This is a genomic window from Streptomyces sp. NPDC001393 (assembly GCF_053597455.1).
The window spans coordinates 169,414-192,348 of sequence record NZ_JBSFIH010000004.1 but is presented as its reverse complement, the minus strand read 5'-3'; the positions used below and the strand labels follow the sequence as shown (position 1 = coordinate 192,348).

Below are 22,935 nucleotides of genomic sequence, written 5' to 3'. Positions count from 1 at the left end.
TCCAGGGCCGGAGCCCCTGGCGGGCTCTGGCGCCGAGCCACAGCCACCGGCCGTCGGCCGTCGGCCTGCCCATAACCGCCGGAACCCGTCGGAGACACGAAGGAAAGGGAACGCGATGAACGCGACGACGCCCTCGGCCGACACGGCCCCCACTGCCCCGGCCGTCTCCTGGGAAGACCTGGTCACCGCCGCTCTCCTCGGCACCGACCGGCGCGCCGCGGCGTACGCCGGGTCCGGCCGCGAGGCACCCTTGGCGCTGCTCGACCAGGCCGCCGTGGCGACCGTACGGCGGCGGGCCTGGCTGCGACCCGCGCGGGCGGCGGCCCGGCCGGACCCGGCGCCCGAGGATCGCCGCCCGGCCCTGCCCCCCGCGGCGGCCCGCAGACTCGCCACGCTGCTGGCCGACCGTTCCGGCGGCGGAAGCGGCGGCCGCCGGGGCAGCTCACCGGACCTCATGGAGCTGCTCCCGCAGTGGCTCGCGGCGGCCAACGCCCGTGGATACGGGGCACCCCCGCAGACGCTTCCCGCCCTGTTGGACGCGGCCCGTGGCCGTACGGACCTGCGCCCGGCGGCGCTGGCGTTCGCGGGCCCCCGGGCCCTGTGGCTGGCCCGGCTGAACACGGACTGGCGCTTCGCGCTGCGCACGGTCCCCGGCGGCGGTGCCACGCTGCCCGGCCCCGGCGACACCGAGGCGGTGCGCGAGCTGTGGCGGGAGGGGCTGTTCGCCGAGCGGGTGGCCCTGCTGGGCGCGCTGCGCGCCGCCGCCCCTGCCCTCGCGCGCGAGCTGCTCGCGTCGACCTGGCCGACGGAGCGGGCGGAGGACCGGGTGATGTTCCTCGACTCGCTGCGCGCGGGCCTGTCCGCCGCGGACGAGCCGTTCCTGGAGCAGGCGCTGGGCGACCGCAGCCGCAATGTGCGGGCGACGGCGGCGGAGCTGCTGTCGGCGCTGCCCGCTTCGGCTCTCGCCGCGCGCATGGCCGTACGGGCCGCGGCGTGCGTGGCCCTCGACCGCACGGGGAATCCGCCGGCGATCGCGGTGGAAGCGCCGCTCGAGTGCGACTCCGGCATGGAGCGCGACGGTGTGGTGGCCACACCGCCCGCAGGCAGAGGAGAACGCTCATGGTGGCTGGGGCAGTTGGTGGAGGCAGCCCCGCTGGGCACGTGGCCGGAGCGGCTCGGCGGGCGGACGGCGCAGGAGATCGTGGCCCTGCCGGTGACGGACGACTGGCAGGGCGAACTGCACGCGGCCTGGTGCCGGGCGGCGGTGCGGCAGCGAGACGCCGAGTGGTCGAGGGCGCTGCTCGGCTCGCCGTCGGCGCCGGAGGCCGGCGGGCCCGGCGCGTTGTCACTGGCGGAACGCGCGAAGCTGCTGGCCACCCTGGACCCGGTGGAACGGGCCGCATGGGTGGCCGGGTTCATCGCCACGCACGGACTGTCGGAGGCGTTCCAGCTACTGGGGGTGTGCGCGGTGCCCTGGGCCGCGCCGCTGGGCCGGGCGGTCGTGGACGCGCTCAACATCGCGCGCGACGCGGGCAGTTATCCCTGGAGCTTCAGTGGGGTGATGGGGCTGGCCGAGCGCTGCCTGGACCCTGCGCAGGCCACCCGGCTCGAGGCACTGCTGGCGATACCCGACGAACGGGAGGACGCGGCGCCGGGAGCCGGAGGCTACTGGGCGGAGGCGTTCCAGCGACTGGTGACCACACTGCGGCTGCGCGCGGACATGGCCGCGGAACTCGCCCCGAACCGGCCCCCACTCACCGAACCGTCGACCCGGCCGCCGGAGGCGGCCGCTCAACCGCCGGAGGCAGCCGACTGACGGACGTTCTGCCGCACCCACTCCACGATCGACGCGGTCGTCGCGCCCGGCGTGAAGATCTCCGCGACGCCCTTCTCCTTCAGCGGCGGGATGTCCTCGTCCGGGACGATGCCGCCGCCGAAGACGAGGATGTCCTCGGCATCGCGCTCCTTGAGCAGGTCGATCACCGCGGCGAACAGGGTGTTGTGCGCGCCGGAGAGGATGGACAGGCCGATCGCGTCGGCATCCTCCTGGATGGCGGTGTCCACGATCTGTTCCGGCGTCTGGTGGAGCCCGGTGTAGATGACTTCCATGCCGGCGTCGCGCAGGGCACGCGCGATGACCTTGGCCCCCCGATCGTGGCCGTCGAGCCCTGGCTTGGCGACCACCACGCGGATCGGACCGGCTGCCACACCCATCACTGCCTCCATCAAACGACCACGGAAGCGATCGCTTCCGTCCCTAATGACAAGTACCGCACTTTTGGCGCGTTCCGCCACCGTCGCGAAGTGAACGAACGTTATCTCCAGCATCCCGCAACCGGCAGTTTTACGGTGCGCAGCGAGGGGGAAATCACATGGTGGGACATGAGGGCACACGGGGGATCGAGCCGTCCTCCGGCGTGCCGACAGGAGGTCGGCCCATGAAGGTCACCGGAGTACTGCCGCTCTTTCTCCCGTTCTGCCGGCGCCTGTGGCCCGGCAGACTCGCCGGAATCTCCGTGGCGCTGCTCAAGGCGACCGCCCTCGAGGCCGCGATCCTGGCCGGTCATCTCCTGCTGTATCCGACCGGCCTCACCCAGGAACGCCGCACCCCCGCCCTGCCCGCCCAGGACGGCACCACCCAGCTCCCGCTCCGGTCCGGCCCGCCGGTGGTGCTGCTGCACGGTTTCATCGACAACCGCTCGGTGTTCGTGCTGCTGCGCCGCAACCTCGCCCAGCATGGCAGGCAGCGCGTCGCATCGCTCAACTACTCCCCGCTGACCTGCGACATCCGCACCGCCGCCGAGCTGCTCGGCCGGCACGTCGAGGAGCTGTGCGAGCGCACCGGCAGCGACCGGGTCGACATCGTGGGGCACAGCCTCGGCGGGCTCATCGCCCGTTACTACGTGCAGCGCCTGGGCGGTGATCTGCGGGTGCGCACCCTTGTCACACTGGGTACACCGCATTCGGGGACCCGCGCGGCACCTCTGGCCAACGCCCACCCGATCGTGCGCCAGATGCGGCCCGGTTCGGGGGTGATCGAGGAGCTCAATCGGCCCGCGCCCGGCTGCCGTACCCGGTTCGTCAGCTTCTGGAGCGACCTGGACTCCGTGATGGTGCCGCTGGAGACGGCCCGCCTGGAACACCCCGACCTCGACGCGCAGAACGTCCGGGTGACCGGCATCGGGCATCTCGCCCTGCCCGTGCACCCCGCCGTGGCGGCCGGGATACGCGAGGCTCTCGACTCCCCGCACCCCGAGGACCGGGTCGTCGGCGGTCTGACGGTGGCGTGACGGTGCTGTGATGGTGGCGTGAAGTATCCGGCGACGGAGTGACGCACAGGTGACGAACGGTCACCGAACATCGAACAGCAATCGAACTCTCGGCCAAACTCGTGCCCGGCGCCCCCCGAAACGCCGCCGATTGCCCGTTTACGGCGGGCGCGAAACCAGTTGAAGATTGTCGCGCCGAGGTACCGGCGGGTACAGTCGCCGCACTGCTCTGGCAGCCCCTGTTGTCGAGGCGAAAGAGAAGTTGGTGAACGACCGTCACCCGTCGGGGACCATGACCACCCCGGCCCCGGCTTCCGACGCCTCCGCCGCGCACTACGCGCCGTACGGAACGCATGAAGCCCACTACGGTGACTTCACCACGTACGGCGGCTACGGCACCACCGGATTTCCGGACGGCACCGGCACCTTCTCCGCGGACCCGCTCTTCGGCAGCCTGCCAGGCCAGCAGAGCAGCGGCGCGTACGACAGCACACAGTGGCAGACCGGCCAGACCCTGAACTACGACCCGTACGCGGCCCAGCACCACGCCGCCTACGACTCCGGCGCCTACGACTCCACCGCCTGGACGATCCCCGCCCAGGCGACGGGCAACGACATCAGCGGCCAGTGGGACACGACCGCCTGGCTGCCGCCCGACCAGTCCGGCATCGCCGACCCCACCCAGCAGTGGGCGTGGGGCACCCAGACCTTCGATTCGGGCACGTTCGACGCGACGCAGTGGAATTCCGCCGGCCAGGCCCTGCCGGTGGAGACCGAGCAGGCCGGCGAACCGTTCGTCCAGCAGGCCGCCCCCGTCTTCGACCAGGTCGGCGACCCGCGGGCGACGGCGTCCTTCCCGCAGATGCCGTACGACCCGACGCCGTACGAGGACGAGGTGCCGTACGAGGGCAGCGCGTTCGGCGAACAGCACGCCGGCGACGACGAGTTGGGCGCCACGGACGAATCGCCCACCGGGCCCGGCCTGCTGGACGACCAGGAGGAGAGCGCGCCTGCGACGCGCGTCGGCGCACGAAGCGCCGCGCGCTCCCGCCGTCGTACGCCGGCCAAGCGCTCGGCGCTGCTGACCGTCGCCGTGCCCTCGGCCTGTGTGATGGGCGTCGCCGGCATCGCCGTCGCCTCGGTCGGCGCGCTGACCGACGGCGGCCAGGACACCACCGCCTCCGCCCCGGACGAGCACACCGTCAAGGCCTCGGTCGCCAACAGCAAGCTGGACACCCAGCTCAACACCCTGTCCGCCGGCGCCCACGACTTCGCCGACCGGGCGAGCCGTACGCAGGAGCGGCTCGACCTCAAGAACCAGCAGGAGCTGGAGAAGAAGAAGGCCGCCGCGGCGGCCGCGCTCAAGGAGCGGCTGCGCCCCAAGTTCGTGCTGCCGGTCACGCAGAAGGGGCTCAGCGCCTACTTCGGCCAGGCGGGCGTGAACTGGATGTCGGTGCACACGGGCATCGACTTCCCCGTCGCCTACGGCACCACGGTGATGGCCGCCACCGACGGCACCGTCACCACCAAGTGGAACAGCGCCTACGGCAACATGATGATCGTGACGGCGAAGGACGGCACGCAGACCTGGTACTGCCACCTGTCCAGCTACCGCGTCGCCTCCGGGACGGTCGTCAAGGCCGGCGACCCGATCGCGTACTCCGGCAACTCCGGCAACTCCACCGGCCCGCACCTGCACTTCGAGGTACGGCCCGCAGGCGGGGCTGCCATAGACCCGCTGCCGTGGCTGCGCAGCCACGGCCTCGACCCCACCTGAGTCGTCGCGTGGGCCCTCGCCGAGCGGCGAGGGCCCTTGGACCTACAGCTTCTCCACCGGCGCGTACCGCAGCAGCAGCCGCTTCGGCTTGGTGTCGCCGAAGTCGATCGTCGCCTCCGCGTTCGCGCCCGTGCCCTTCACACCGACGACCGTGCCGAGCCCGAACTGGTCGTGCGTGACCCGGTCCCCGACGGCCAGCGCGACCACCGGCTTCTCCGCGGTGCGCCGGGTGGCGAACCCGGACGCGCCCGACGCCGAGGAACGCGAGCGGGACGAGGACAGCGAGGCCGCGATCCCGGAGGCCGGGCCGGACGAGACCGGTGCCGTCGCGCCCGTCCGCTTCCAGTCCACATGGGTGGGCGGGATCTCCTCCAGGAAGCGGGAGGGCGGGTTGTACGACGGCTGGCCCCAGGCGCTGCGCATCGCCGACCGCGTGAGGTAGAGGCGCTCCCGCGCGCGCGTGATGCCGACGTACGCCAGGCGCCGCTCCTCTTCCAGTTCCTTGGTCTGGCCGAGGGCGCGCATGTGCGGGAAGACGCCGTCCTCCATGCCGGTCAGGAAGACGACCGGGAACTCCAGGCCCTTGGCGGTGTGCAGGGTCATCAGGGTGATGACGCCGGAGCCTTCCTCGTCCTCGTCGGGGATCTGGTCGGAGTCGGCGACCAGGGCGACCTGCTCCAGGAAGTCGGCCAGTCCCACCGGCTCGCCCTCGCCGCGTGCCTGCTCGAACTCCAGGGCCACGGCGGCGAGTTCCTGGAGGTTCTCGATGCGGGTCTCGTCCTGCGGGTCGGTGGAGGCCTGCAACTCGGCCAGATAGCCGGTGCGTTCGAGTATGGCCTCCAGCACGGTCGCCGGGCCGGCGCCGGACTCGACGATCGTGCGCAGGTCCTCCATCAGCGTGTTGAACCGCTTGACGGCGTTGGTGGAGCGCGCGGCCATGCCGTACGCCTCGTCCACGCGCTTGAGCGCCTGCGGGAAGCTGATCTTCTCGCGCTGGGCGAGGGCGTCGATCATCGCCTCCGCGCGCTCGCCGATGCCTCGCTTGGGCACGTTGAGGATGCGGCGCAGCGGCACCGAGTCCTCGGGGTTGGCGAGGACGCGCAGGTAGGCCAGGACGTCCCGGACCTCCTTGCGCTCGTAGAAGCGGACACCGCCGACGACCTTGTAGGGCAGGCCGACGCGGATGAAGACTTCTTCGAAGACACGGGACTGTGCGTTGGTGCGGTAGAAGACGGCGACGTCACCCGCCTTGGCCTCGCCCGCGTCGACCAGGCGGTCTATCTCGTCGGCGACGAACTGGGCCTCGTCGTGCTCGGTGTCCGCGACGTACCCGGTGATCCGTGCGCCCTGGCCGGCGTTGGTCCACAGGTTCTTCGGGCGGCGGGACTCGTTGCGCTCGATGACCGCGTTGGCGGCGGACAGGATGGTCTGCGTGGAGCGGTAGTTCTGCTCCAGCAGGATCGTCGTCGCGTTCGGGTAGTCCTCCTCGAACTGCAGGATGTTGCGGATCGTCGCGCCCCGGAAGGCGTAGATCGACTGGTCCGCGTCACCCACGACGCACAGCTCGGCGGGTGGGAGGTCGTACTCGCCGGACGGGGTGTTGCCCTCCTCGGCGGAGCGTTCCCCGGTGCCGACGAGCTCCCTCACCAGCGCGTACTGGGCGTGGTTGGTGTCCTGGTACTCGTCGACGAGGACGTGCCGGAAGCGGCGGCGGTAGTGCTCGGCCACGTCCGGGAAGGCGCGCAGCAGGTTCACCGTCGTCATGATCAGGTCGTCGAAGTCGAGCGCGTTGGCCTCGCGCAGCCGAGACTGGTAGAGCGCGTAGGCCTGGGCGAGGGTCTTCTCGAAGCCGTCGGTGGCCTGGGCGGCGAAGTCCTCCTCGTCGATCAACTCGTTCTTCAGGTTGCTGATCTTCGCGCTGAACGACTTCGGCGGGAAGCGCTTGGGGTCGAGGTCCAGGTCCCGGCAGACCAGCGCCATCAGGCGCTTGCTGTCGGCGGCGTCGTAGATCGAGAACGACGACGTGAAGCCGAGCTTCTTCGACTCGCGGCGCAGGATGCGTACGCACGCGCTGTGGAAGGTCATCACCCACATCGCGTTCGCGCGCGGGCCGACGAGGTGCTCGACGCGCTCCTTCATCTCGCCCGCGGCCTTGTTGGTGAAGGTGATCGCGAGGATCTGACCCGGGTGCACGTGCCGCTCGGCGAGGAGGTGGGCGATGCGGTGGGTGAGCACGCGGGTCTTGCCCGAGCCGGCGCCGGCGACGATGAGCAACGGGGAGCCGGCGTGCACGACCGCGGCGCGCTGGTTGTCGTTCAGCCCCTCCAGCAGGGCCGCCGCGTCGAGCGCGGGGCGCGGGGCGCCGTCGCGGTAGTAGGCGTCCCGGTCCGGCGGCGCGTCGAACTTCCCGCCGAACAGATCGTCCGGAAGCGGCTCCGGAGCGTGATCGTCCTCGGGCGGCGGCGGATGTTCCTCCTCGTGCCCGCGAGGGGGCTGGAGGTCCGCCAGGAAGCTGTCGTCAAAGAGGCTGCTCATCGCTCTACGAGTCTAGGGCGCCCCACCGACAACCGGTCGCCGTCCCGGAAACACGACCGGCGCGGGCGACGCGGAAACCTCCCTTACGCTGCGGAATCACCCGATGACGCAGACGCGATTCCGGGCTCAGATCACGAAAATGTATCGGACATATCACGCACCAACCTTCACACTAGTCACACCAGTTGGCTAGGTTGCCGTCAGGCCGCGCGCGCGGCCTCCGCCGAGTCCGGCGCGTCCGCAGGGCGCCCGGAGCCGGGGACCCACCGACTTTGGGGTGAATCGGCCGGCTCCCACCCGGGACGCCGCCGTAGGGCAACCCTTCCGAACCACCGCCCGAACCCGACAGCTAACCCGGTAGGCGGCCCATTGGAAGGAGTCGCCTCCCTTGGCGTCGCACCGCAAGCCGCGCCCCGGCGGGACCATCGGAACGGGCCTTCGCACCCCCGCCCTCGCCACTGCCGCCCTCACCTCCATGGCCGTGCTCTCGCAGACCGCAGAGGCCGCCCCGAGCACCGATCGCACCAAGCCGAGCCTGGAGGAGGTCGAGAAGAAGGTCGACGACCTCTACCGCCAGGCGGAGTCGGCGACCGAGAAGTACGACGCGGCCAAGGAGCGGTCCGTCAGACAGCGGGGCCGCGTCGACGCCTTGCGCGACGACCTCGCCCGGCGCACGGCACGCCTCAACAAGGCCCGCGAGGAGCTGGGTTCCTTCGCCGCGGCGCAGTACCGCACCGGTGCCGCCGCTCCCGACACGGCCACCTTCCTGCTGGCGAACGACCCCCAGGACTACTTCGACCAGACCCAGCTGATGAACCGGCTGACCTCACGGGAGAAGAGCGCGGTCGACGACTACATCGGCGAGCAGGCCGCGACCATGAAGAAGCGTCGGGAGGCCGCGCAGAGCCTGCAGACGCTGACCGACTCACAGCACGACCTGCAGAGCGCCAAGTCCGCCGTCCAGCAGAAGCTGGCCTCGGCCCGCGAGCTGCTGTCGCAGCTGACGGCCCAGCAGAAGGCACGGCTGGCCGCCATCGAGCGGGAGAAGCAGCAGGAGGCGGCGCGCAAGGCGGCCGAGCTGGCGAAGCAACAGGCGGCCCGGCAGCAGGCCGACTCGTCCTCGTCGTCCTCGTCCTCGTCCTCGGGCACCGGATCCGGCTCGACGGGGTCCGGCTCGACGGGGTCCACGACATCCGGCTCGTACGACACGAAGGCCGAGAAGGCGATCGCCTTCGCCCGCGCGCAGATCGGAAAGCCGTATGTGTGGGGCGCCACCGGGCCGGACTCCTACGACTGCTCGGGCCTCACCCAGGCCGCCTGGAAGGCCGCCGGCGTCACGCTTCCGCGCACGACGTACGACCAGGTCAACGCAGGCACCACGGTCTCGCTCGCCGACGCGCGGCCGGGCGATCTGATCTTCTTCTACGACGACATCAGCCACGTCGGCGTCTACATAGGCAACGGCATGATGATCCATGCCCCGAAGCCGGGCGCGTACGTCCGCGAGGAGTCGATCTACTACGGCGGCGAGTCGATCATCCACAGCGTGGTACGACCGGGCTGACCACCCGCCGCCGGGCGGCGCCCTTTCTTACTCCGTCCACGCGCGCGTGACCGTCACTCGGCTCACGCGCGCGTGCGGCATTTGCTCCCGCTGTCGCCCCGAGCGCGGTCCTGGCTTCCCCCGCTCATCCCGCGTCACGCGCGCGTACCGGCGTTTTCGCTCTTCACGCGCGCGTGCCCTTCCCGGCAGGGACCTGTCGGCTCCCTGGCATCGGGCGCATGCCCGGCATCTTGAGTCCGCGCGCGTGGTGAGCCGGGCGGCCCCCCGCAGCCGGGGCCGCCGTGATGGCGACCGGCGCCGAGGCGGCGCGGCCCCGGCCCGGCTACCACGTGCTGCGGTGGGCGACGGTGTTCCCGATGGGGATGACCGTCAGGTCCACAGAACGGCGATGAAGATGTTCGCCATGGTCAGCGTTCCGACGAGGCCGAACAGGCCCTTGTCGATCTTCTCCTCGTCACGCTTCACGTAGACCAGCCCGAGGATCACGACCAGCAGCGCCAGCTTGACGCCGATCTTGATGGTGTTGACGTGGTGGTCGTCGGCCTGGTTGAGGCCGACCAGGGCCACGCCGGTGACCAGCATGGTCAGTGCGCCGTGCAGCATCCCGGGCACGAACCGGGCCGTGCCCTGGCCCATCGCCTTCATCTGGGTGAGGAAACCGCCGAGCAGCGCGGCGATGCCGATGATGTGCAGGCCGACGAAGAGATGGATGAGTACGTCCATGGGCCCGGAGCCTAACCAGAGGCCCAGCGGCCCCCTGTCACCGGCCCCGGGCACAGCGGCCGGTGAGAGCGCGGACGATCTTGCATATATGCGCCCCATAGCACCCGGCGCCTCGCGTCCGTCCCGCTTTCCGGGCTTCGGTCACCACGCTGCGTGAAGCCGACGACTCCGGAACGGCCCTGCGCTCACTTGCGGTCACATTCCGGTCCGTCGAGGCCAGTTCCGTACACTGCGTTACGCAGTCGTCACAGTCGGGCCTAGCGTCCTCCCCCAGGTGACCGACTCCCCACCGCCGCCCGGGCCAGGGGCGGCCGTCGGCCACCACCGCCGAGAAGGGTCCGGCGGTGGCCCGCTTCCCCTGTGCGGGCCGCCGCCGGACGCACGGACCTCTCGGTCGTGCGAGTCGTACGGAAGGACGTGACGGTCCAGGTGGCAGCGCACCGCAAGCCCCGGCAACGTTCCATGGGCGGCCATACGGCCCGCACGGCCGCCACCCTCGCCCTGGCGGGCGCCGCCACCGCGACGGGGTTCGACGGGACGGGACACGCCGAGCCACAGCTGACGCCGGCGCAGGTGAAGGCCAAGGTGGACAAGCTGTACCAGGAGGCCGAGGCCGCGACCGAGACGTACGACGGCGTCAAGGAGCAGGCGGACGCGACGCAGCGGCGGCTGAACGCGCTGCGGGACGAGACCGCCCGCAAGCAGCAGCGGCTCAACACCGCCCGGGGCGCACTGGGTTCGTTCGCGGCGGCGCAGTACCGCGAGGGCGGCTTCGCACCGACCTGGCAGCTGGCGCTGTCCGGCGACCCGGACCGGTACCTGGACGACGCCGCGTTCGTGGAGCGGGCCGGTGACCGGCAGGCCGCCGCCGTGTCCCAGGTGCGCGGACAGCTGCGGGAGATCGAGCAGTTGCGGGGTGCGGCGCGCATCGAGCTGCAGTCGCTGCGGTCCCGGCAGGCCGAGCTGCGACGGCAGAAGAAGGCCGTCACCGCCCAGCTGGACGCGGCCCGGCACCTGCTGGCGCAGCTCACTCCGCAGCAGCGGGCCGAGGTGACCGGTGACGGCAGCGCGCCCGGTCGTGCCTCCCGCTCGGCCTCGGGCCCCCGGGACGCACTGGAGCAGGCCGGATCGGCCGACGCCCCGAACGCGCGCGCCGAGGCGGCCCTTGCCTACGCCTACGCCAAGCTCGGCAGCCCCTATGTGTGGGGCGCGGCCGGGCCGGACGCGTTCGACTGCTCGGGACTGGTCCAGGCCGCCTACCGCTCCGCCGGCATCTCCCTGCCCCGCACCACCTACGCCCAGATCAACGCAGGCCGACGCGTTTCCCGCTCCGAACTTCAGCCCGGTGACCTGGTGTTCTTCTACTCCGGGATCAGCCACGTCGGCATCTACGTGGGAGGCGGACAGATCATCCACGCCCCGAACCCCTCGGCACCGGTCCGGCTGGCCCCCCTCGACCTGATGCCGTTCGCGGGGGCGACCCGGGTGGCGTAAGGGGCTCGCCCGTAAACTGCTGCGGCCTCATGGCCCAGCATGTCTGGGCCGGATGTCTCCGAGCCACAGCCGACGCCCGAGGTCATCCAGCTCCCCCTTGCGTTCCTCACAGTCGGGGATGGCTTGTCGGAGCAGCGACCAGTAGTCCGCTCCGTGTCCTGGAATTCTGATGTGGGCGAGTTCATGGGCGATGACGTAGTCAACCAGGTGCACGGGCAACTGGAAGAGCGCCCAGTGCAGCGCCATGGTTCCGCGAGTGCCATCGCCAGGGCGGTAGGTCCCCCACCGGCCGCCGACATCACGTACGACGACGTCCGGCTCCCGGACCTCCATGCGTGCGGCCCATGGCTGAAGCCTTCCTTGTGCCCAGCGCTGTCCGTTACGCCGGTACCAGCCGATGAGGGCGCGCCGAGCAGCGACCGGATCCCGCGCGATCCCCTTGCCGATCACCAGCCGCCCAGCGACGAGTCGGACGGCGGCCCGTTCTTCGTCGCTGAGCTGGAGCCGGTAGGCGCGACCGAGATAGGCGAACGTCTCGCCGTCCCGAAACCCACGCTCGGGGTGTGCCGGCGGATGCTCCTCACGCCGTCGCAGCTTGTCGGCCAGCCATGTCTCCCCCTCCCTCAGGAAGGTCTCCGCCCGCTCAGCGTCACAGCCCTGCGGCGCGCGGAGGACGAGGGAGCCGTCCCGCTCCACTGTGAGACCGAGGCGCCGGCGGCGTTCGCTGACGACCACGCGGAACTCCCTGCCCGCCACGACGATCACCTGGCCGTCTTCCAGGGCGGGTCGGCAGGGGTCTCGCGGGTCGGCAGTCGTCGGCACGCGGCCTATTGTCCCCGAGCCGCCGCCCGGAACGCCGCCGCGTGCCGCTGGGCGTGCCCGGTCAGTGCTTGCGACAGGTTCTCCAGGGGTTCCCTGGCGCGCTCCCTCGGCTTGATGCCCGCGCGGCGCAGTCCACGCCACAGCTCACTCTGCAGCGAGTCCATGCTCGCCTCGCTGTCCGACCAGGCGGCACTCGACACGTGGCGTTCGATGATCGCGGCGAGTTCGACCGTCACGCTCTTGAGCAGGGCGGGATCGGGCAGGTCGAAGGCCGGATCCTCGGTCATCTTGTCAGAGAGCTTCGTGTAGAGCTGCTGCTCGGCCGGTGTCAGGTCGGCAACCTCGGGATCAACCTGCTCAGCCTTCCGGGCCCGGTCGATCAGGGGGCCGATGCGCACCTTGATCTCGTCCCAGCGTCCCGCGAACTCCTCCAGGATCGCCTCCAACTCCTCGGAGAGCGTCCGCAGCACCGGTCGGTCCTCCGACCGCCGCCTCTCCTCCAAGTGGTAACGCAGCGCCTGCACCTGCTCCGCCGCCGACTCCCGCACGTCCGGAATGCGCGCCACCACCTCGTCGAAGTCCGGGGCCAGGATGGAGACAGGCGCGATGACCTGCTCGATCTCGGGCAGCTCCAGGTGATCGGCCACCATGGCACGGACCTTGCGTCCGTACGCCCGCACGGAGAAGGTCCCGCCCTCCGCGTCCCGGTAGTGCCGCCGTACGCGCTTCTGCAACAGCGTCCAGTTCCGGGCCTCGGGGACCAGCTTCAGCGCCGCCTCGTGCGGGAGGACACGCTCCAGCGCCGAGGTGAAGCGGCTCATCAGGGTGTCGAACTCCGACCGCGCGCTCTCGTCGCCGAGCGTGAGCATGCCTTGGGCGATGCCGCCGGGGGTGTCGAGGCCGGTGATGCCCAGGTCCGCAAGGAAGTCCCGCAACTCGTCCGCGGCCTTCTGCATCTCCGGCACCTCGGCCCTGTCGAGGCTGCGGACGGTCTGAAGCGTGGGTCCATCGCCCTTGTAGGCGGGCAGGGTGACCGCCAGGTCGCTCAGCACACCGTAGTAGTCCACGACACGGCCCTCGTACTTGGCCCGGCGAGGGCGGTTCACTCGGGCGATGGCCTGGAGCAGTTCCGCGTCCTGGATCGGACGGTCGAGGTACAGCGCCTGCTCGATGGGCGCGTCGAACCCGGTGAGCAGCATGGACTTCACAATGAGGAACGCGACAGGCCTGGGCTCTTCCACCTGCGGGGCGGCCATCCCGCTCCAAGGGTTGCGGCCGATGCCGCCCGCCGGTACGGGGTCGTCCTCGGGGATGTGCTGCGTCACCCACGGGTTGTCCGGCGGAAGCTGCGGGAACGGCTCCAGGAAGCGCTCGACGTGCTCCTGCTGCGCGACCGGATCGGTCCACTCCCGCCATTGCCCGCGCTTCTTCTCGCTCCCGGCGGAGATGACGGGCACGAACTCGATCCGGCGCAGGATCTCCTGGTAGTGCCAGGCCCGCAGCAGCACCAACTCGTCCCAGGTGTAGTCGGCGATGTCCTTGTGCCGCAGCGACTCGGGATCAAAGTCCCGTACCTTTGCCAAGAGTTCGGCCCGGGCGTCGTTGAGCATGTGCCGGTACAGCACGGCCGCGCTGCGGCTCACCGCCGCGACCTGCGCCTTGAATCCCCCGGTCAGCGGCCCGGTGACATAGTGCTCCAGCATGTCCTTGGCCTTGGCGCGGATCACGGGGAGCGACTCGGCGACAGTACGGCTGGTCGGCTTGAGCTGCTTGCGCATTTTCGTCTGCTGACCGCCCTGGAGATGGGCGATCAGGTTCTCGAACTTCCCGTTCAGCTCGCCCTTGTCGCGCACCCCGGCCGGGCCCGTACGGCCCTCGTAGCGGACGGGCACGACGACCTTGTCCCGTTCGGCCTCGTCCATGAGGTAGGAGTCGAGGAACTTCCCGTCCGGCTCCAGTCCGAAGATGCGTCCGGTGTCCTCGCGCCGGCCCTTCATGATCGGTGTACCCGTGAAGCCGACCCGGGCCGCCTTCGGCACGGAGTCGCGCAGGCAGGCGTGCAGCACGGAGGTGTGGGACCGGTGCGCCTCGTCGACGAGTACGAGGACGTACGGGGAGTCACTGCACTCGGTGAACCGCCGCCGCACCTCCTCGACAGCCGCGTCGGCCGGCGTGGGATCGGACGCCTCCTCGGCCGACACACCTTCGGCCAGGCGCTCCTGCACGGCCTCGAACTCGGCCACCGGGTCACGGTCGTCGCTCGACTCGCCCTCTCCCGTGCCGATGAGGCCGGGGATCCGCCCGAGGTACTTCTGGATCATCGTGAAGATGACGGCACGCCCTCCGTGGCGGCCCGCGCGCTCCAGCATGCCCTCGACGTCGGAGCGGGAGCGGGCGACCCGTACGTCGCTTCCACTGACCCGGACGGCGGCGGCCAGCTGCTGTTCCAGTTGCGTACGGTCGGTCACGACGAGCAGGGTGAAGCGGTTGAGCTCCGGATCGCGGCTGGTCTGCAGCCTGCGGGCGAGGAAGGCCATCGTGAGGCTCTTGCCGGAGCCCTGGGTGTGCCAGACGACACCGCCACGCTCGTCGTGCTCAGCGGCCGGATCGTCGATGGTCCGCCCGGTACGCAGCTTGCGGACGATCTTCTCGACAGCGCGGTACTGCTGGTGGCGGCAGACCGCTTTGACGGTGACGGGCGGCTCCCCCGGCCTCGACTTCACCGGCATCTCGAAGACGTAGTGCCGCACGATGTTCAACAGGTTGCGGGGCTTGAGCACAATGCCGACGAGACGATGGAGGTCGGTGGGCGCCCCGCCCGGTTCGAGCAGCCGCGTCCCATCGGCCCGCCGTGCCTCCTGCAAGGCGCGGGCGAAGTCCTTGTCGTCCGTGTAGTCCGGCGTCACGCTGCGCCAGGCCGCGAAGTGGCTCTCGTCGGACGAGATGGTGCCGAGCGCCGCGTGCTCACCGGCGGCGGCGATGAGCAGCTGAACAGGGGCAAAGAACTCGGGCACCTGGGAGCGCGGGTCACGGCGGTCGCGTCCGCTGTCGTCGTCGAGCGGCACGCCCGCGTATCCGCGCAGGTCGCGGATGGCCTCGCCGATGGCGTCCTTGACATCCGGGCCCTTGCACTCGATGACGGCGAGGGGGACGCCGTTCACGAACAGCACCAGGTCGAGGACGATCTCCGCCCCGTCGAAGGTCCGCACGCGCAGCTGGTCGACGACGAGGAAATCGTTCCTCTTCAGGATCTCGGAGTCATCCAGGCCCTCCAGGTCCCAGTCGATGAACTGAGCGTGCACGGTCGCGCCGTGGTGGTGCTCCTCGTCGCCGGTGACCGGCGTCCCCTTGATCAGGCGGCTGGTCACTTCGCCGTTGACCGCGACGAGCGAGGTGGTGGCGACGTTGCGGGCGGTGCGGCGCAGGTCGTCGATGGCGGCGTCGGCGTCCGCGTCCGTCATCCAGGAGCCGTTGCCGCCGGGCAGCCGGTTGACACGCCGGACGGCGGAGCGCAGCCGCTTCAGCAGGAGCAGATCGCTGTAGGCCCGCTCGTCCCCGTCGGGGTCCGGCTCACCGAGGTCGGGACCGTGGGCGTGCCGCCACCCCATCGCCTTCAACTGGTCGATGATCGGCAGTTCCGTCTCGTCCCGCTCGGCCGTGCCCCACGTCATGAACTCCGCGCCCCTCCCTGTGCCCCCACGCTGCCGCTCGGCCAACGACCGTCAACCCGCTGACCGTTTCCTCATTCTGCGATGGGTGGGGCGTGGGTGACACGAGTCTGCGCAGCTACGACAGCTGTCCTGCCGTGATGGCACCGGATTTGGCTGATTGTCGACGGTCACGGTCGGCGAGAGCCTTCCGGGCGAGAGTGACCGCGCTCTCCCGGTGCAGTGGTGAATAGGCCTGAGGTTCTGCCTTGAGAGTGCTGTGTTCGGAGGTACGACAGCCCCGGCACAGACCACCGACGAAGGCAGCGGGACGTCCTGGGACGCCGCACTCGGTGCACTCCGGCACGAGACGGCGGGGCCGGTTTGAAACGGCCTCCTCGGATGCCACCGGTGCGGAGGTGGGCGGGGCCTGGGGCGGCAGCTTGTCCCGCAGCCGCCGGGCGACGAACCCACGCGGGGCGTGGACGGTGTCGGGCAGACCGGCGGTGAGGGCCTGAACGAGAGAAGCGGTGCTCGCGCCGCGCTCCAGCCAGGGGATGACGAGGCTGGCCAACGCCTCGCAGTCGGCGGCGGACAGGGCGAGCCGGGGTTCGTGGCTGCCGAGTCGTGCGAGGAGGCGGTAGGCGGTGGCGGCGTGGGGCTCGGTGGGCGCGGGCGCGGCCGACGGGGGCGCGGCTGGTGTGGGGGCGGCTGGGGCGTCGGTGAATGGGGTGGTGTGGTCGGGCGTCGGGTTGACGGGCGCGACGGTTGAGCCGCCCGGGGCCTCACCGGCTCCCAGGAAGGCGGCCCACCAGGCCTCGTCCCGCGCGGTGCGGGACCAGTACGTCCGGAAGACCCAGCGCGTGCCACTCTCGCCGGTGGCGGCGAGCCCACGGACGCGATGCAGGTGACCGGCGCGGGACAGGGCGTTGAGGGCACTGCCGACCGCCTGCTGGCCGTACAGGGGCAGGACCTTGGCGAGGCTCTTGATGTCCATGGCGGCGCCGTCGGGCAGCCGGTCGATGAACTCAGCGATGTAGGCCTCGCGGGCGGGGAGATGCGAGAAGTCGGCGGGGCCGCGGGAGGCGGCGCCGGGCTCGGCCGGGACGGTGCGCTTTCCGTAGCCGGGGTTCGCCGTGGGGTGTGCGGGGGCGGGCAGGGCGGCGTTAGAGTTTTCGCAAGCCACGAGATCGGTCCGTTCGATCTTGAGGTGAGACCCCGGCGGGTGTTGGTAGCACCCGACCGGGGTTGTTTCTTGTCGCGAACGCTAGAGGGTGACGACGGCGTGTTGCAAGCCGGTCACGAAAAGTCACGTGGGCTGGCCGGGAGGGCGGGTGGTGGGGTCAAACCAACCACCCATTCCTCACAAACGGCGCTCGGCTCTTGGGCCTTGAGGCTCGAAGCTCAAGCGCCGGTACGGGCGTAGGCGACGAACGCGGTCCAGGCGGCCCCGGCGACGGCGAAACGGGGGCTCTGGGGGCCGAGCTTCGAGTCCCGGACGTGGATGGTGTGGGGGCAGGGGGCGACTTCGACGCAGTTGCCGGTGTAGTCGCTGCTGTAGCTTGACTTGCGCCAGTCAAGGGCGACTTCGAGGCAGTTGCCGCCTTGGTCATCGCTGTAGCTGGACTTGAACCACACCAGGCTGTCGCTCACGGCTCCTCCGCCACCCCTCTGATGAACTCGGCCGACTCCTCAATACTGAGGGCGTGCATGCGGATCATGGCATGCCTTTGGTTCAGTGCACTCACCTTGTCCGGACTGGCGTGCAGCACGCTCACCTCTGGGCCCTCAACGTAGGCGAAAGCGTCATGTTCCGGTGATTCCAGAAGAACGATTGGTCCAGCGAGAGCAACGCCGTTGCACCGGCCGACGGGCAGCACTTGTACTGACACGTTCCGCATCTGGCCGACCTTCAGAAGATGCATTAGCTGCGCCCTCATGACGTCCTTGCCGCCGATGCCCGTCCGCAACGCAGCTTCATAGATCAGGAAGCTGTACAGCACGCCGATCCGTCGTGCCAGCGCTTCTTGACGGCGCAGCCTCGCAGCAACACGCTCGGCAACGGTCTCGTCGTCCAAGGGAGGACAGCTACCCCCGATCAGCGCCCGCGCGTACTCCTCAGTCTGTAACAAGCCCGGAATGAGCAACGGCTCGTAGCAGGTGAAGCTGATGGCCTCGGCCTCGATGGCCATGAACTCCTGCGACCGCGCCGGGAACGGCTCCGGCTTCAGGTACTCCTGAGCCGCGACGAGCTTCCCACCCGCCCCGCACACCTGATCCGCGACTTGCAGTAACCGCAGCGTCGGCCGACGACGCCCGTTCTCCATCGACTTGACGTACTCGTAGTCGTAACCGGCCTCCTTGGCCAGCGCCTCCCGACCGATCCCTGCTTCCGTACGCCACATCTTGATCTGGCTGCCGCAGTACCGCCAGGCGATGGGCGGCTGGGAGTTCACCTCGGTCGACACGCACACCTCCGCCGGGTCCACACCGGGTACAACCACCTGCTGTACCTGCGCCGTTACTCGTGAGGCTACGCGCGAACCGCGACCGTGATCTGGCTAATCGTCAGATCTTCCACGCAAGGGATGAACAGCGCATGCAGACCCCGTGGCCCCCGCTGCCCACGACGGCCCCGAAGGACATCGAGTGGCGCCTGCCGCGTCACGCCCGAAGCGTGGGGAGGGCACGCGAGCTGTTCCGCGAACAGGCCGCGTCCTGGGACTTGCCGCAGGACGTGGCCGACACGGCGGAACTGCTCCTGAACGAGCTGATGACCAACGCGTACCGCCACGCGAAGGCCCCGGCCGGCCGCGAGATCTGGGCCCGCTGCGCGCTCGTGGACGACCGAGTCCGCGTGACGGTGACCGACGCGAACGACACGCTCCCGACTCCGGGCACGGCATCTCTGGAGGACGAGTCGGGCCGGGGGCTCGCACTGGTTGCGGCGCTGGCGGACGACTGGGGCGCGGAGCGGAGAGACTGCGGCATCGGCAAGGAGGTGTGGTTCGAGCTCGCCGTCAAAGCTCGGCCGTAACCCCAACGCGGTCGGCTCTGCCCGATAGCAAGTCGTCCACCAGCCCAGCTTTAAGGACGCGGAGCTTTTCCAGAGTAGACTTTTCTCCTGCAATCCTTTCATCCCAGGCGTTGAGCATGCGCGCGATTCTCTCCTGCTCCTCTGCGGTAGCCATGGGAAAGGGGAGACTTGCAAAGCGCTCCCCACCCAGGTGGGCGATGCTCGTGGTCTGCTTCGCAATCCCTGCGAAAACCCCGGTCGTCAACCAGTAGGAAAAGACCGCTTGCACATAGTCAGAGCTCAATCCCTCACCTGGGCGGAAGCGCACCAAGGTATTCTGGAAGTAGACATCCTCTGAGTAGCCACGGAAGATCGCACTCCTACCAACGAGGTCCAGGCTCTGACCCTCATTGAGGAGAACGTCACCAGGAAGTAGACGGTAGATTTCCCGTTCGATTTCTGAGAACCCCATGGTCTTGACATCTGCATAGTCAATCCAGCCGTCTAGGACGTTGGCTACTCGGAGATAGGGCGACTGCTTGCCGAACTGGCGACTACCGGGAGAGAGCTGCTTCCCCATACGGACTTCCCCTGCATCGCGCACGGCGAAGCTGCCACTCGAACCCGCACGAGGGTCGACTTTTACCTGCCGCCCGATCGATTCGACAAGCATGCTGCGACGCACAGTTCTTAGCTTTGCAATCGCCGCCTCGATCGCCCGCTCCTGCTCGCCCAGCGCCTCAAGCACTTCGACGATGCGGCGCTGCTCCTCCAAGCTCGGCCATTGGATCTTAAGCGCCTCGACCGCTGCTTGAGAGATGTTCTGCATGCTGAGGCTACTCCCCGACGCGGAGATGGCAATTTGCTTGCGCACCGCAGGGCTGGACAGACTCAGTCGGACGAATTCAGGCTCTGCGAGATTCTTGTCAACAACAAGGCGAAGCGTCTTGTCCGACAGCATCAGTCTCTCTTGACTTGCCGTCGCGATGCAGGCAGCACCGACGAGCTCTGGCGTGTTGGCCCGCGAGAACAAGAGGTCACCCGGGCGAACCTCGAACCGCTCATTGATCAGCGTAGGATCGTCAACCGCCTTGTTCTCCATAGGCCGATAGCCAGCGGAGTTGATGGCGCTCACTTTGAGCACACCCCAATGTCCAGGTGCGGCAGGGGTATCCGTCAGGCTGGGACTGCGTCCGGTCTCGATCCGCAGCAAGCGAGAGCCCAGCGGGGCAACTTCCCATTCTTCAGCCCACATACCCAAGCTCCCTCAAAAACCCCTCCAGCGCCTCCGCAGCCGCTTCCCGCCGCCCCTCGATCTCCCTCAGCGAAACCCCGTACTTCTGCTCCCACACCCGATAGACCTCCGCCAGCTCCCGCCGACGCCGAACCACATGCCCGCCGAGCTTCGCCGAAAGGTCGGCCCGCAGAATGTCGAGGACCACGTCCCGTTCGCCGCCCCGCTCGGCCAGCTCTCGGCGGGCCTTGGTCAGTCCTGCTTCCGACGGCTGGAAGACGGCCTGAGCCTCGGCCTCAGCGGTGACCGGCAGTTCAAGCAGCGCCCCCTGCCCAGTCCCGTCCTCCGCCGGAACCGCCCGCTTCCCCCTGCCAGGCGCCGTCTTCTTCTTTGCGGCCTTCTCCCGCTCCGCCTCCCGCCTCCGGCGAATCGCCGCAACCGGCCAGAGCCCGTCCTCCAGGTCCTCGACCAGCCTCTTCGCCTCCGCGCGCCGCTTCACCAGGTCACGCATCTCGGTCTTGCTCAGAACCGCTTCCGCCAAGGCCGGGTCGACAGAACCAGACGCGGAGTCGGAATCCGAGTCGCCGTCCAGCGCCGCCTGCTGCGCCTCGGCCAACGCGGCCTCCGCCTCCTGCGCCGCCTTCACCTTCGCGTCCAGGTCGGCGTGGGTCTTCTCCGCCGCCGCCAGGTCTGCCAGGAACTTCGGCGCGATAGCGGCGACCACCTTGTGGTCGTAGGCCTGCCGCCGCTCCGCCGCCGTACGCTCGCGTCGACCGCCAGTGCGCGGGTCGGGCTCGGGGGCCAGCATCGTCTCGACCGTCTCGACCCAGCCGTCGACCACTCCGGCGAAGCCGTTCACCGACAACGCCTTCAGTTCGTTCTTCGCCTCGTGCCACCAGCCGGCCACCGCGCCCGCGAGCGCGTATCGGTCGAGGAGGCCGACACTCAGCAGACGCTCCCCGAAGCTGCCGATCAGGTCCTTCCGCAGCCGCGCCAGCTGGGCCTTGCGCTCCTGCTCGGTACGGTCGTCGCCGGCCACCGGCTCAAGCGCCGCGATCTGCTCCGCCTCCGCGGCCCACCACTCGTCGTAGGAGTCCCACAGCCTCTGCTCCCGACCGCTCGCCAGCTCCGCAAGACGAGCCGCGTCCGGACGGCGCTCCGGTGCGGGGAAGTCGACGTAGGCCGGGTCGTCGGCCCGTACGGCGAACAGATCCGACACCTTGATGTCGTAGGCGTCCAGAAGGGACTTCTTCGCCTGGATCTCTGCCACCGGCACCCCACCCACCAGGTGCGCCCGCACATTCTGCGGTTCCGGCGGCGGGGTGTTGTCGACGTAGCGGCGGATGTTGAAGTTGAAGTCGTTGTCCGCCAGCTCGTCCGCCGTCACAGCGCGGGCGAAGCCGGGGACGTCCTCGAAGACCTCGTCGTCCTGCCAGGAGTGGAACGTGGAGACGATCTTCTCGATGTGCTCGGGGAGCAGGATGTTCTGCGCGCGCTCGGCGTGGTACTCCCGGTCCGCATTGATGAAGAGGACCTTGCCCCGGCGGTCGGGGCGGCGTCGGCTCGGCGGACGCAGGACCAGCACGCAGGCAGGGATGCCGGTGCCGTAGAACAGGTTGGGTGCCAGGCCGATGACGGCCTCGATCAGGTCGTGCTCCATGAGGAGCTTCGCGCGGATCCTCTGTTCCTCGCCGCCCCGGAAGAGCACACCGTGCGGCATGACCGTGAAGACCGCGCCCGACCGCTGCTTGACCATGTCCAGCATGTGCTGGAGGAACATCAGGTCCGCCTTGCCGCGCTCGGACGTCTCGCCGTGCGGCATGCGCTCCTTCAGGCGCGGGACCTCGTCCTTCTTGTAGTCCATCGAGAAGGGCGGGTTGCTGAGGACCAGGTCGAAGCCGCCCTCGGGGTGCAGGGGGTTGGTGAGGGTGTCGCCCGTGCGCAGGGAGAACTTCTTCGCCCCATGGAAGAGCATGTTCATCGTGGCCATCACCCAGGAGCCGCTGTTGGCGTCCTGGCCGGCGAGGCCCATGTTGCGGGAGTCGCCGCCGTGCTCGTCCACGTACTCCATGGCGTGGATGAGCATGCCGCCCGAGCCCACGCACGGGTCGTACACCCGCATGTCGCCGTGCGGACGGGCCAGCTCCACCATCATGCGGACCACTGCACGCGGGGTGTAGAACTCACCGCCCTTGCTGCCCGCCGAGTCCGCGAAGTCCTTGATCAGGTACTCGTACGCGGCACCGATCATGTCCGGGAACTCGAAGTCCTCCCCGCGCAGCCGGATGCCACCGAAGTGGTCGATGAGGGCGGCGAGGCGCTTGTCGGCCAGTTCGGCGGCCGACTTGCGGGCGCTGCCGCCGCCTCCGATGCGGTTGAAGTTGACGTGTGCGAACAGGCCTCGCAGCTCGCTGTTGCCCGGCTGGCGTTCGAGGGCGTCCAGGGCGGGCTGGAGATACTCGCTGGCCACGTTGTCGACCGCGCCCGCCAGGTGGTCCCAGCGGGCGGCCGGTGGGACGAAGATCGCGCCGTGCGCGTCGTACCACTGGTACGACTCGGCCTCGTCCTCCGCCTCCTCCTGGGTGTCACCCTCCGCGAGGCGCTCCTTGATGATCGCCTCGCGAGCTGCCTCGAACTCGTCGTTGACCCGCTTGAGGAACAGCAGCACGAAGATGAAGTCGCGGTACTCGGCGGCGTCCATCGTGCCGCGCAGGATGTCGGCCGCCGCGAAGAGATGGCGTTCCAACTGCGCGAGCGTGAGCTTGGCCACGTACGGCACTCCCCTGGTGACTGGTCGGCTTCCGCTGGCAACCCGGCATGGCGACGCGAGGCTGCAGAGGGAAGCCTACGGTCT

The 22,935-nt window shown here is 69.7% G+C and carries 16 protein-coding genes and 1 riboswitch; of the genes, 6 read left to right on the top strand and 10 right to left on the bottom strand.

The annotated features are described in order from the left end of the window. Window positions 1-115: 115 nt before the first annotated feature. On the top strand, window positions 116-1,816 hold the full coding sequence (locus ACWC2T_RS07655) for a DUF5691 domain-containing protein (protein ID WP_450669490.1): 1,701 nt from the start codon (window positions 116-118) through the stop codon (window positions 1,814-1,816). Here the strand turns inward: ACWC2T_RS07655 and ACWC2T_RS07650 are convergent. Then, on the bottom strand, window positions 1,792-2,214 hold the full coding sequence (locus tag ACWC2T_RS07650) for a cobalamin B12-binding domain-containing protein (RefSeq protein ID WP_450669599.1): 423 nt from the start codon (window positions 2,212-2,214) through the stop codon (window positions 1,792-1,794). The genes ACWC2T_RS07655 and ACWC2T_RS07650 overlap by 25 nt on opposite strands. 224 nt (window positions 2,215-2,438) lie before the next feature. Between ACWC2T_RS07650 and ACWC2T_RS07645 the strand changes: the two genes are divergently transcribed. Together ACWC2T_RS07645 and ACWC2T_RS07640 are read left to right on the top strand one after the other, a co-directional pair. Next, window positions 2,439-3,290, top strand: coding sequence for an esterase/lipase family protein (locus tag ACWC2T_RS07645; RefSeq protein WP_450669489.1), 852 nt, complete (start codon window positions 2,439-2,441; stop codon window positions 3,288-3,290). Window positions 3,291-3,534: 244 nt separating this feature from the next. Further along, on the top strand, window positions 3,535-5,046 hold the full coding sequence (locus ACWC2T_RS07640) for a M23 family metallopeptidase (RefSeq protein WP_450669488.1): 1,512 nt from the start codon (window positions 3,535-3,537) through the stop codon (window positions 5,044-5,046). A 42-nt stretch (window positions 5,047-5,088) separates the two neighbouring features. On the opposite strand, the gene pcrA is transcribed toward ACWC2T_RS07640, so the two are convergent. Beyond that, entirely contained in the window at window positions 5,089-7,581 is a 2,493-nt protein-coding gene (pcrA, locus tag ACWC2T_RS07635) for a DNA helicase PcrA (protein WP_450669487.1), read from the bottom strand. A 211-nt stretch (window positions 7,582-7,792) separates the two neighbouring features. Then, a riboswitch (cyclic di-AMP (ydaO/yuaA leader) is annotated at window positions 7,793-7,962 on the top strand. 7 nt (window positions 7,963-7,969) lie between these two features. Between pcrA and ACWC2T_RS07630 the strand changes: the two genes are divergently transcribed. After that, window positions 7,970-9,145 carry an NlpC/P60 family protein gene (locus ACWC2T_RS07630; protein ID WP_450669486.1) on the top strand — a complete coding sequence of 392 codons (1,176 nt, stop codon included), beginning with the start codon at window positions 7,970-7,972 and terminating at the stop codon, window positions 9,143-9,145. A gap of 369 nt (window positions 9,146-9,514) precedes the next feature. On the opposite strand, the gene ACWC2T_RS07625 is transcribed toward ACWC2T_RS07630, so the two are convergent. Further along, the gene (locus ACWC2T_RS07625) at window positions 9,515-9,868 is read right to left on the bottom strand and encodes a hypothetical protein (RefSeq protein ID WP_450669485.1); all 354 of its coding nucleotides are present in this window, start codon (window positions 9,866-9,868) and stop codon (window positions 9,515-9,517) included. Window positions 9,869-10,297: 429 nt separating this feature from the next. On the opposite strand from ACWC2T_RS07625, the gene ACWC2T_RS07620 reads away from it, so the two are divergent. Further along, window positions 10,298-11,362, top strand: a complete 1,065-nt coding sequence (locus ACWC2T_RS07620; protein ID WP_450669598.1) for an NlpC/P60 family protein — start codon at window positions 10,298-10,300, stop codon at window positions 11,360-11,362. Between the two features lie 27 nt (window positions 11,363-11,389). Here the strand turns inward: ACWC2T_RS07620 and ACWC2T_RS07615 are convergent, their stop codons facing one another. From ACWC2T_RS07615 to ACWC2T_RS07595, 5 genes are all read right to left on the bottom strand, one after another. After that, the gene (locus tag ACWC2T_RS07615; RefSeq protein ID WP_450669484.1) at window positions 11,390-12,184 is read right to left on the bottom strand and encodes a M48 family metallopeptidase; all 795 of its coding nucleotides are present in this window, start codon (window positions 12,182-12,184) and stop codon (window positions 11,390-11,392) included. Between the two features lie 5 nt (window positions 12,185-12,189). Next, a complete protein-coding gene (locus tag ACWC2T_RS07610; protein WP_450669483.1) occupies window positions 12,190-15,855 on the bottom strand; it encodes a type I restriction endonuclease subunit R in 3,666 nt (1,221 codons plus the stop codon). Between the two features lie 115 nt (window positions 15,856-15,970). Beyond that, the gene (locus ACWC2T_RS07605; protein WP_450669482.1) at window positions 15,971-17,017 is read right to left on the bottom strand and encodes a MarR family transcriptional regulator; all 1,047 of its coding nucleotides are present in this window, start codon (window positions 17,015-17,017) and stop codon (window positions 15,971-15,973) included. 218 nt (window positions 17,018-17,235) lie between these two features. Continuing rightward, the gene (locus ACWC2T_RS07600; protein ID WP_450669481.1) at window positions 17,236-17,484 is read right to left on the bottom strand and encodes a DUF397 domain-containing protein; all 249 of its coding nucleotides are present in this window, start codon (window positions 17,482-17,484) and stop codon (window positions 17,236-17,238) included. Beyond that, the gene (locus tag ACWC2T_RS07595) at window positions 17,481-18,299 is read right to left on the bottom strand and encodes a helix-turn-helix domain-containing protein (RefSeq protein ID WP_450669480.1); all 819 of its coding nucleotides are present in this window, start codon (window positions 18,297-18,299) and stop codon (window positions 17,481-17,483) included. The genes ACWC2T_RS07600 and ACWC2T_RS07595 overlap by 4 nt, the downstream gene beginning before the upstream one ends. 131 nt (window positions 18,300-18,430) lie before the next feature. Here ACWC2T_RS07595 and ACWC2T_RS07590 point away from each other — a divergent pair, with 131 nt between their 5' ends. Further along, a complete protein-coding gene (locus ACWC2T_RS07590) occupies window positions 18,431-18,868 on the top strand; it encodes an ATP-binding protein (protein ID WP_450669479.1) in 438 nt (145 codons plus the stop codon). Here the strand turns inward: ACWC2T_RS07590 and ACWC2T_RS07585 are convergent. Then, window positions 18,852-20,102, bottom strand: coding sequence for a restriction endonuclease subunit S (locus ACWC2T_RS07585; RefSeq protein ID WP_450669478.1), 1,251 nt, complete (start codon window positions 20,100-20,102; stop codon window positions 18,852-18,854). The genes ACWC2T_RS07590 and ACWC2T_RS07585 overlap by 17 nt on opposite strands. Continuing rightward, window positions 20,092-22,851, bottom strand: a complete 2,760-nt coding sequence (locus ACWC2T_RS07580) for an N-6 DNA methylase (RefSeq protein WP_450669477.1) — start codon at window positions 22,849-22,851, stop codon at window positions 20,092-20,094. Before ACWC2T_RS07580 ends, ACWC2T_RS07585 begins: the two co-directional genes overlap by 11 nt. Window positions 22,852-22,935 lie beyond the last annotated feature (84 nt).

Bases quoted from the DNA above. Each gene is read 5' to 3' on its own strand.
- ACWC2T_RS07655 (WP_450669490.1), top strand. From the start codon at position 116: ATGAACGCGACGACGCCCTCGGCCGACACGGCCCCCACTGCCCCGGCC.
- ACWC2T_RS07650 (WP_450669599.1), bottom strand. From the start codon at position 2,214: ATGGGTGTGGCAGCCGGTCCGATCCGCGTGGTGGTCGCCAAGCCAGGG.
- ACWC2T_RS07645 (WP_450669489.1), top strand. From the start codon at position 2,439: ATGAAGGTCACCGGAGTACTGCCGCTCTTTCTCCCGTTCTGCCGGCGC.
- pcrA (WP_450669487.1), bottom strand. From the start codon at position 7,581: ATGAGCAGCCTCTTTGACGACAGCTTCCTGGCGGACCTCCAGCCCCCT.
- ACWC2T_RS07625 (WP_450669485.1), bottom strand. From the start codon at position 9,868: ATGGACGTACTCATCCATCTCTTCGTCGGCCTGCACATCATCGGCATC.
- ACWC2T_RS07610 (WP_450669483.1), bottom strand. From the start codon at position 15,855: ATGACGTGGGGCACGGCCGAGCGGGACGAGACGGAACTGCCGATCATC.
- ACWC2T_RS07590 (WP_450669479.1), top strand. From the start codon at position 18,431: ATGCAGACCCCGTGGCCCCCGCTGCCCACGACGGCCCCGAAGGACATC.
- ACWC2T_RS07585 (WP_450669478.1), bottom strand. From the start codon at position 20,102: ATGTGGGCTGAAGAATGGGAAGTTGCCCCGCTGGGCTCTCGCTTGCTG.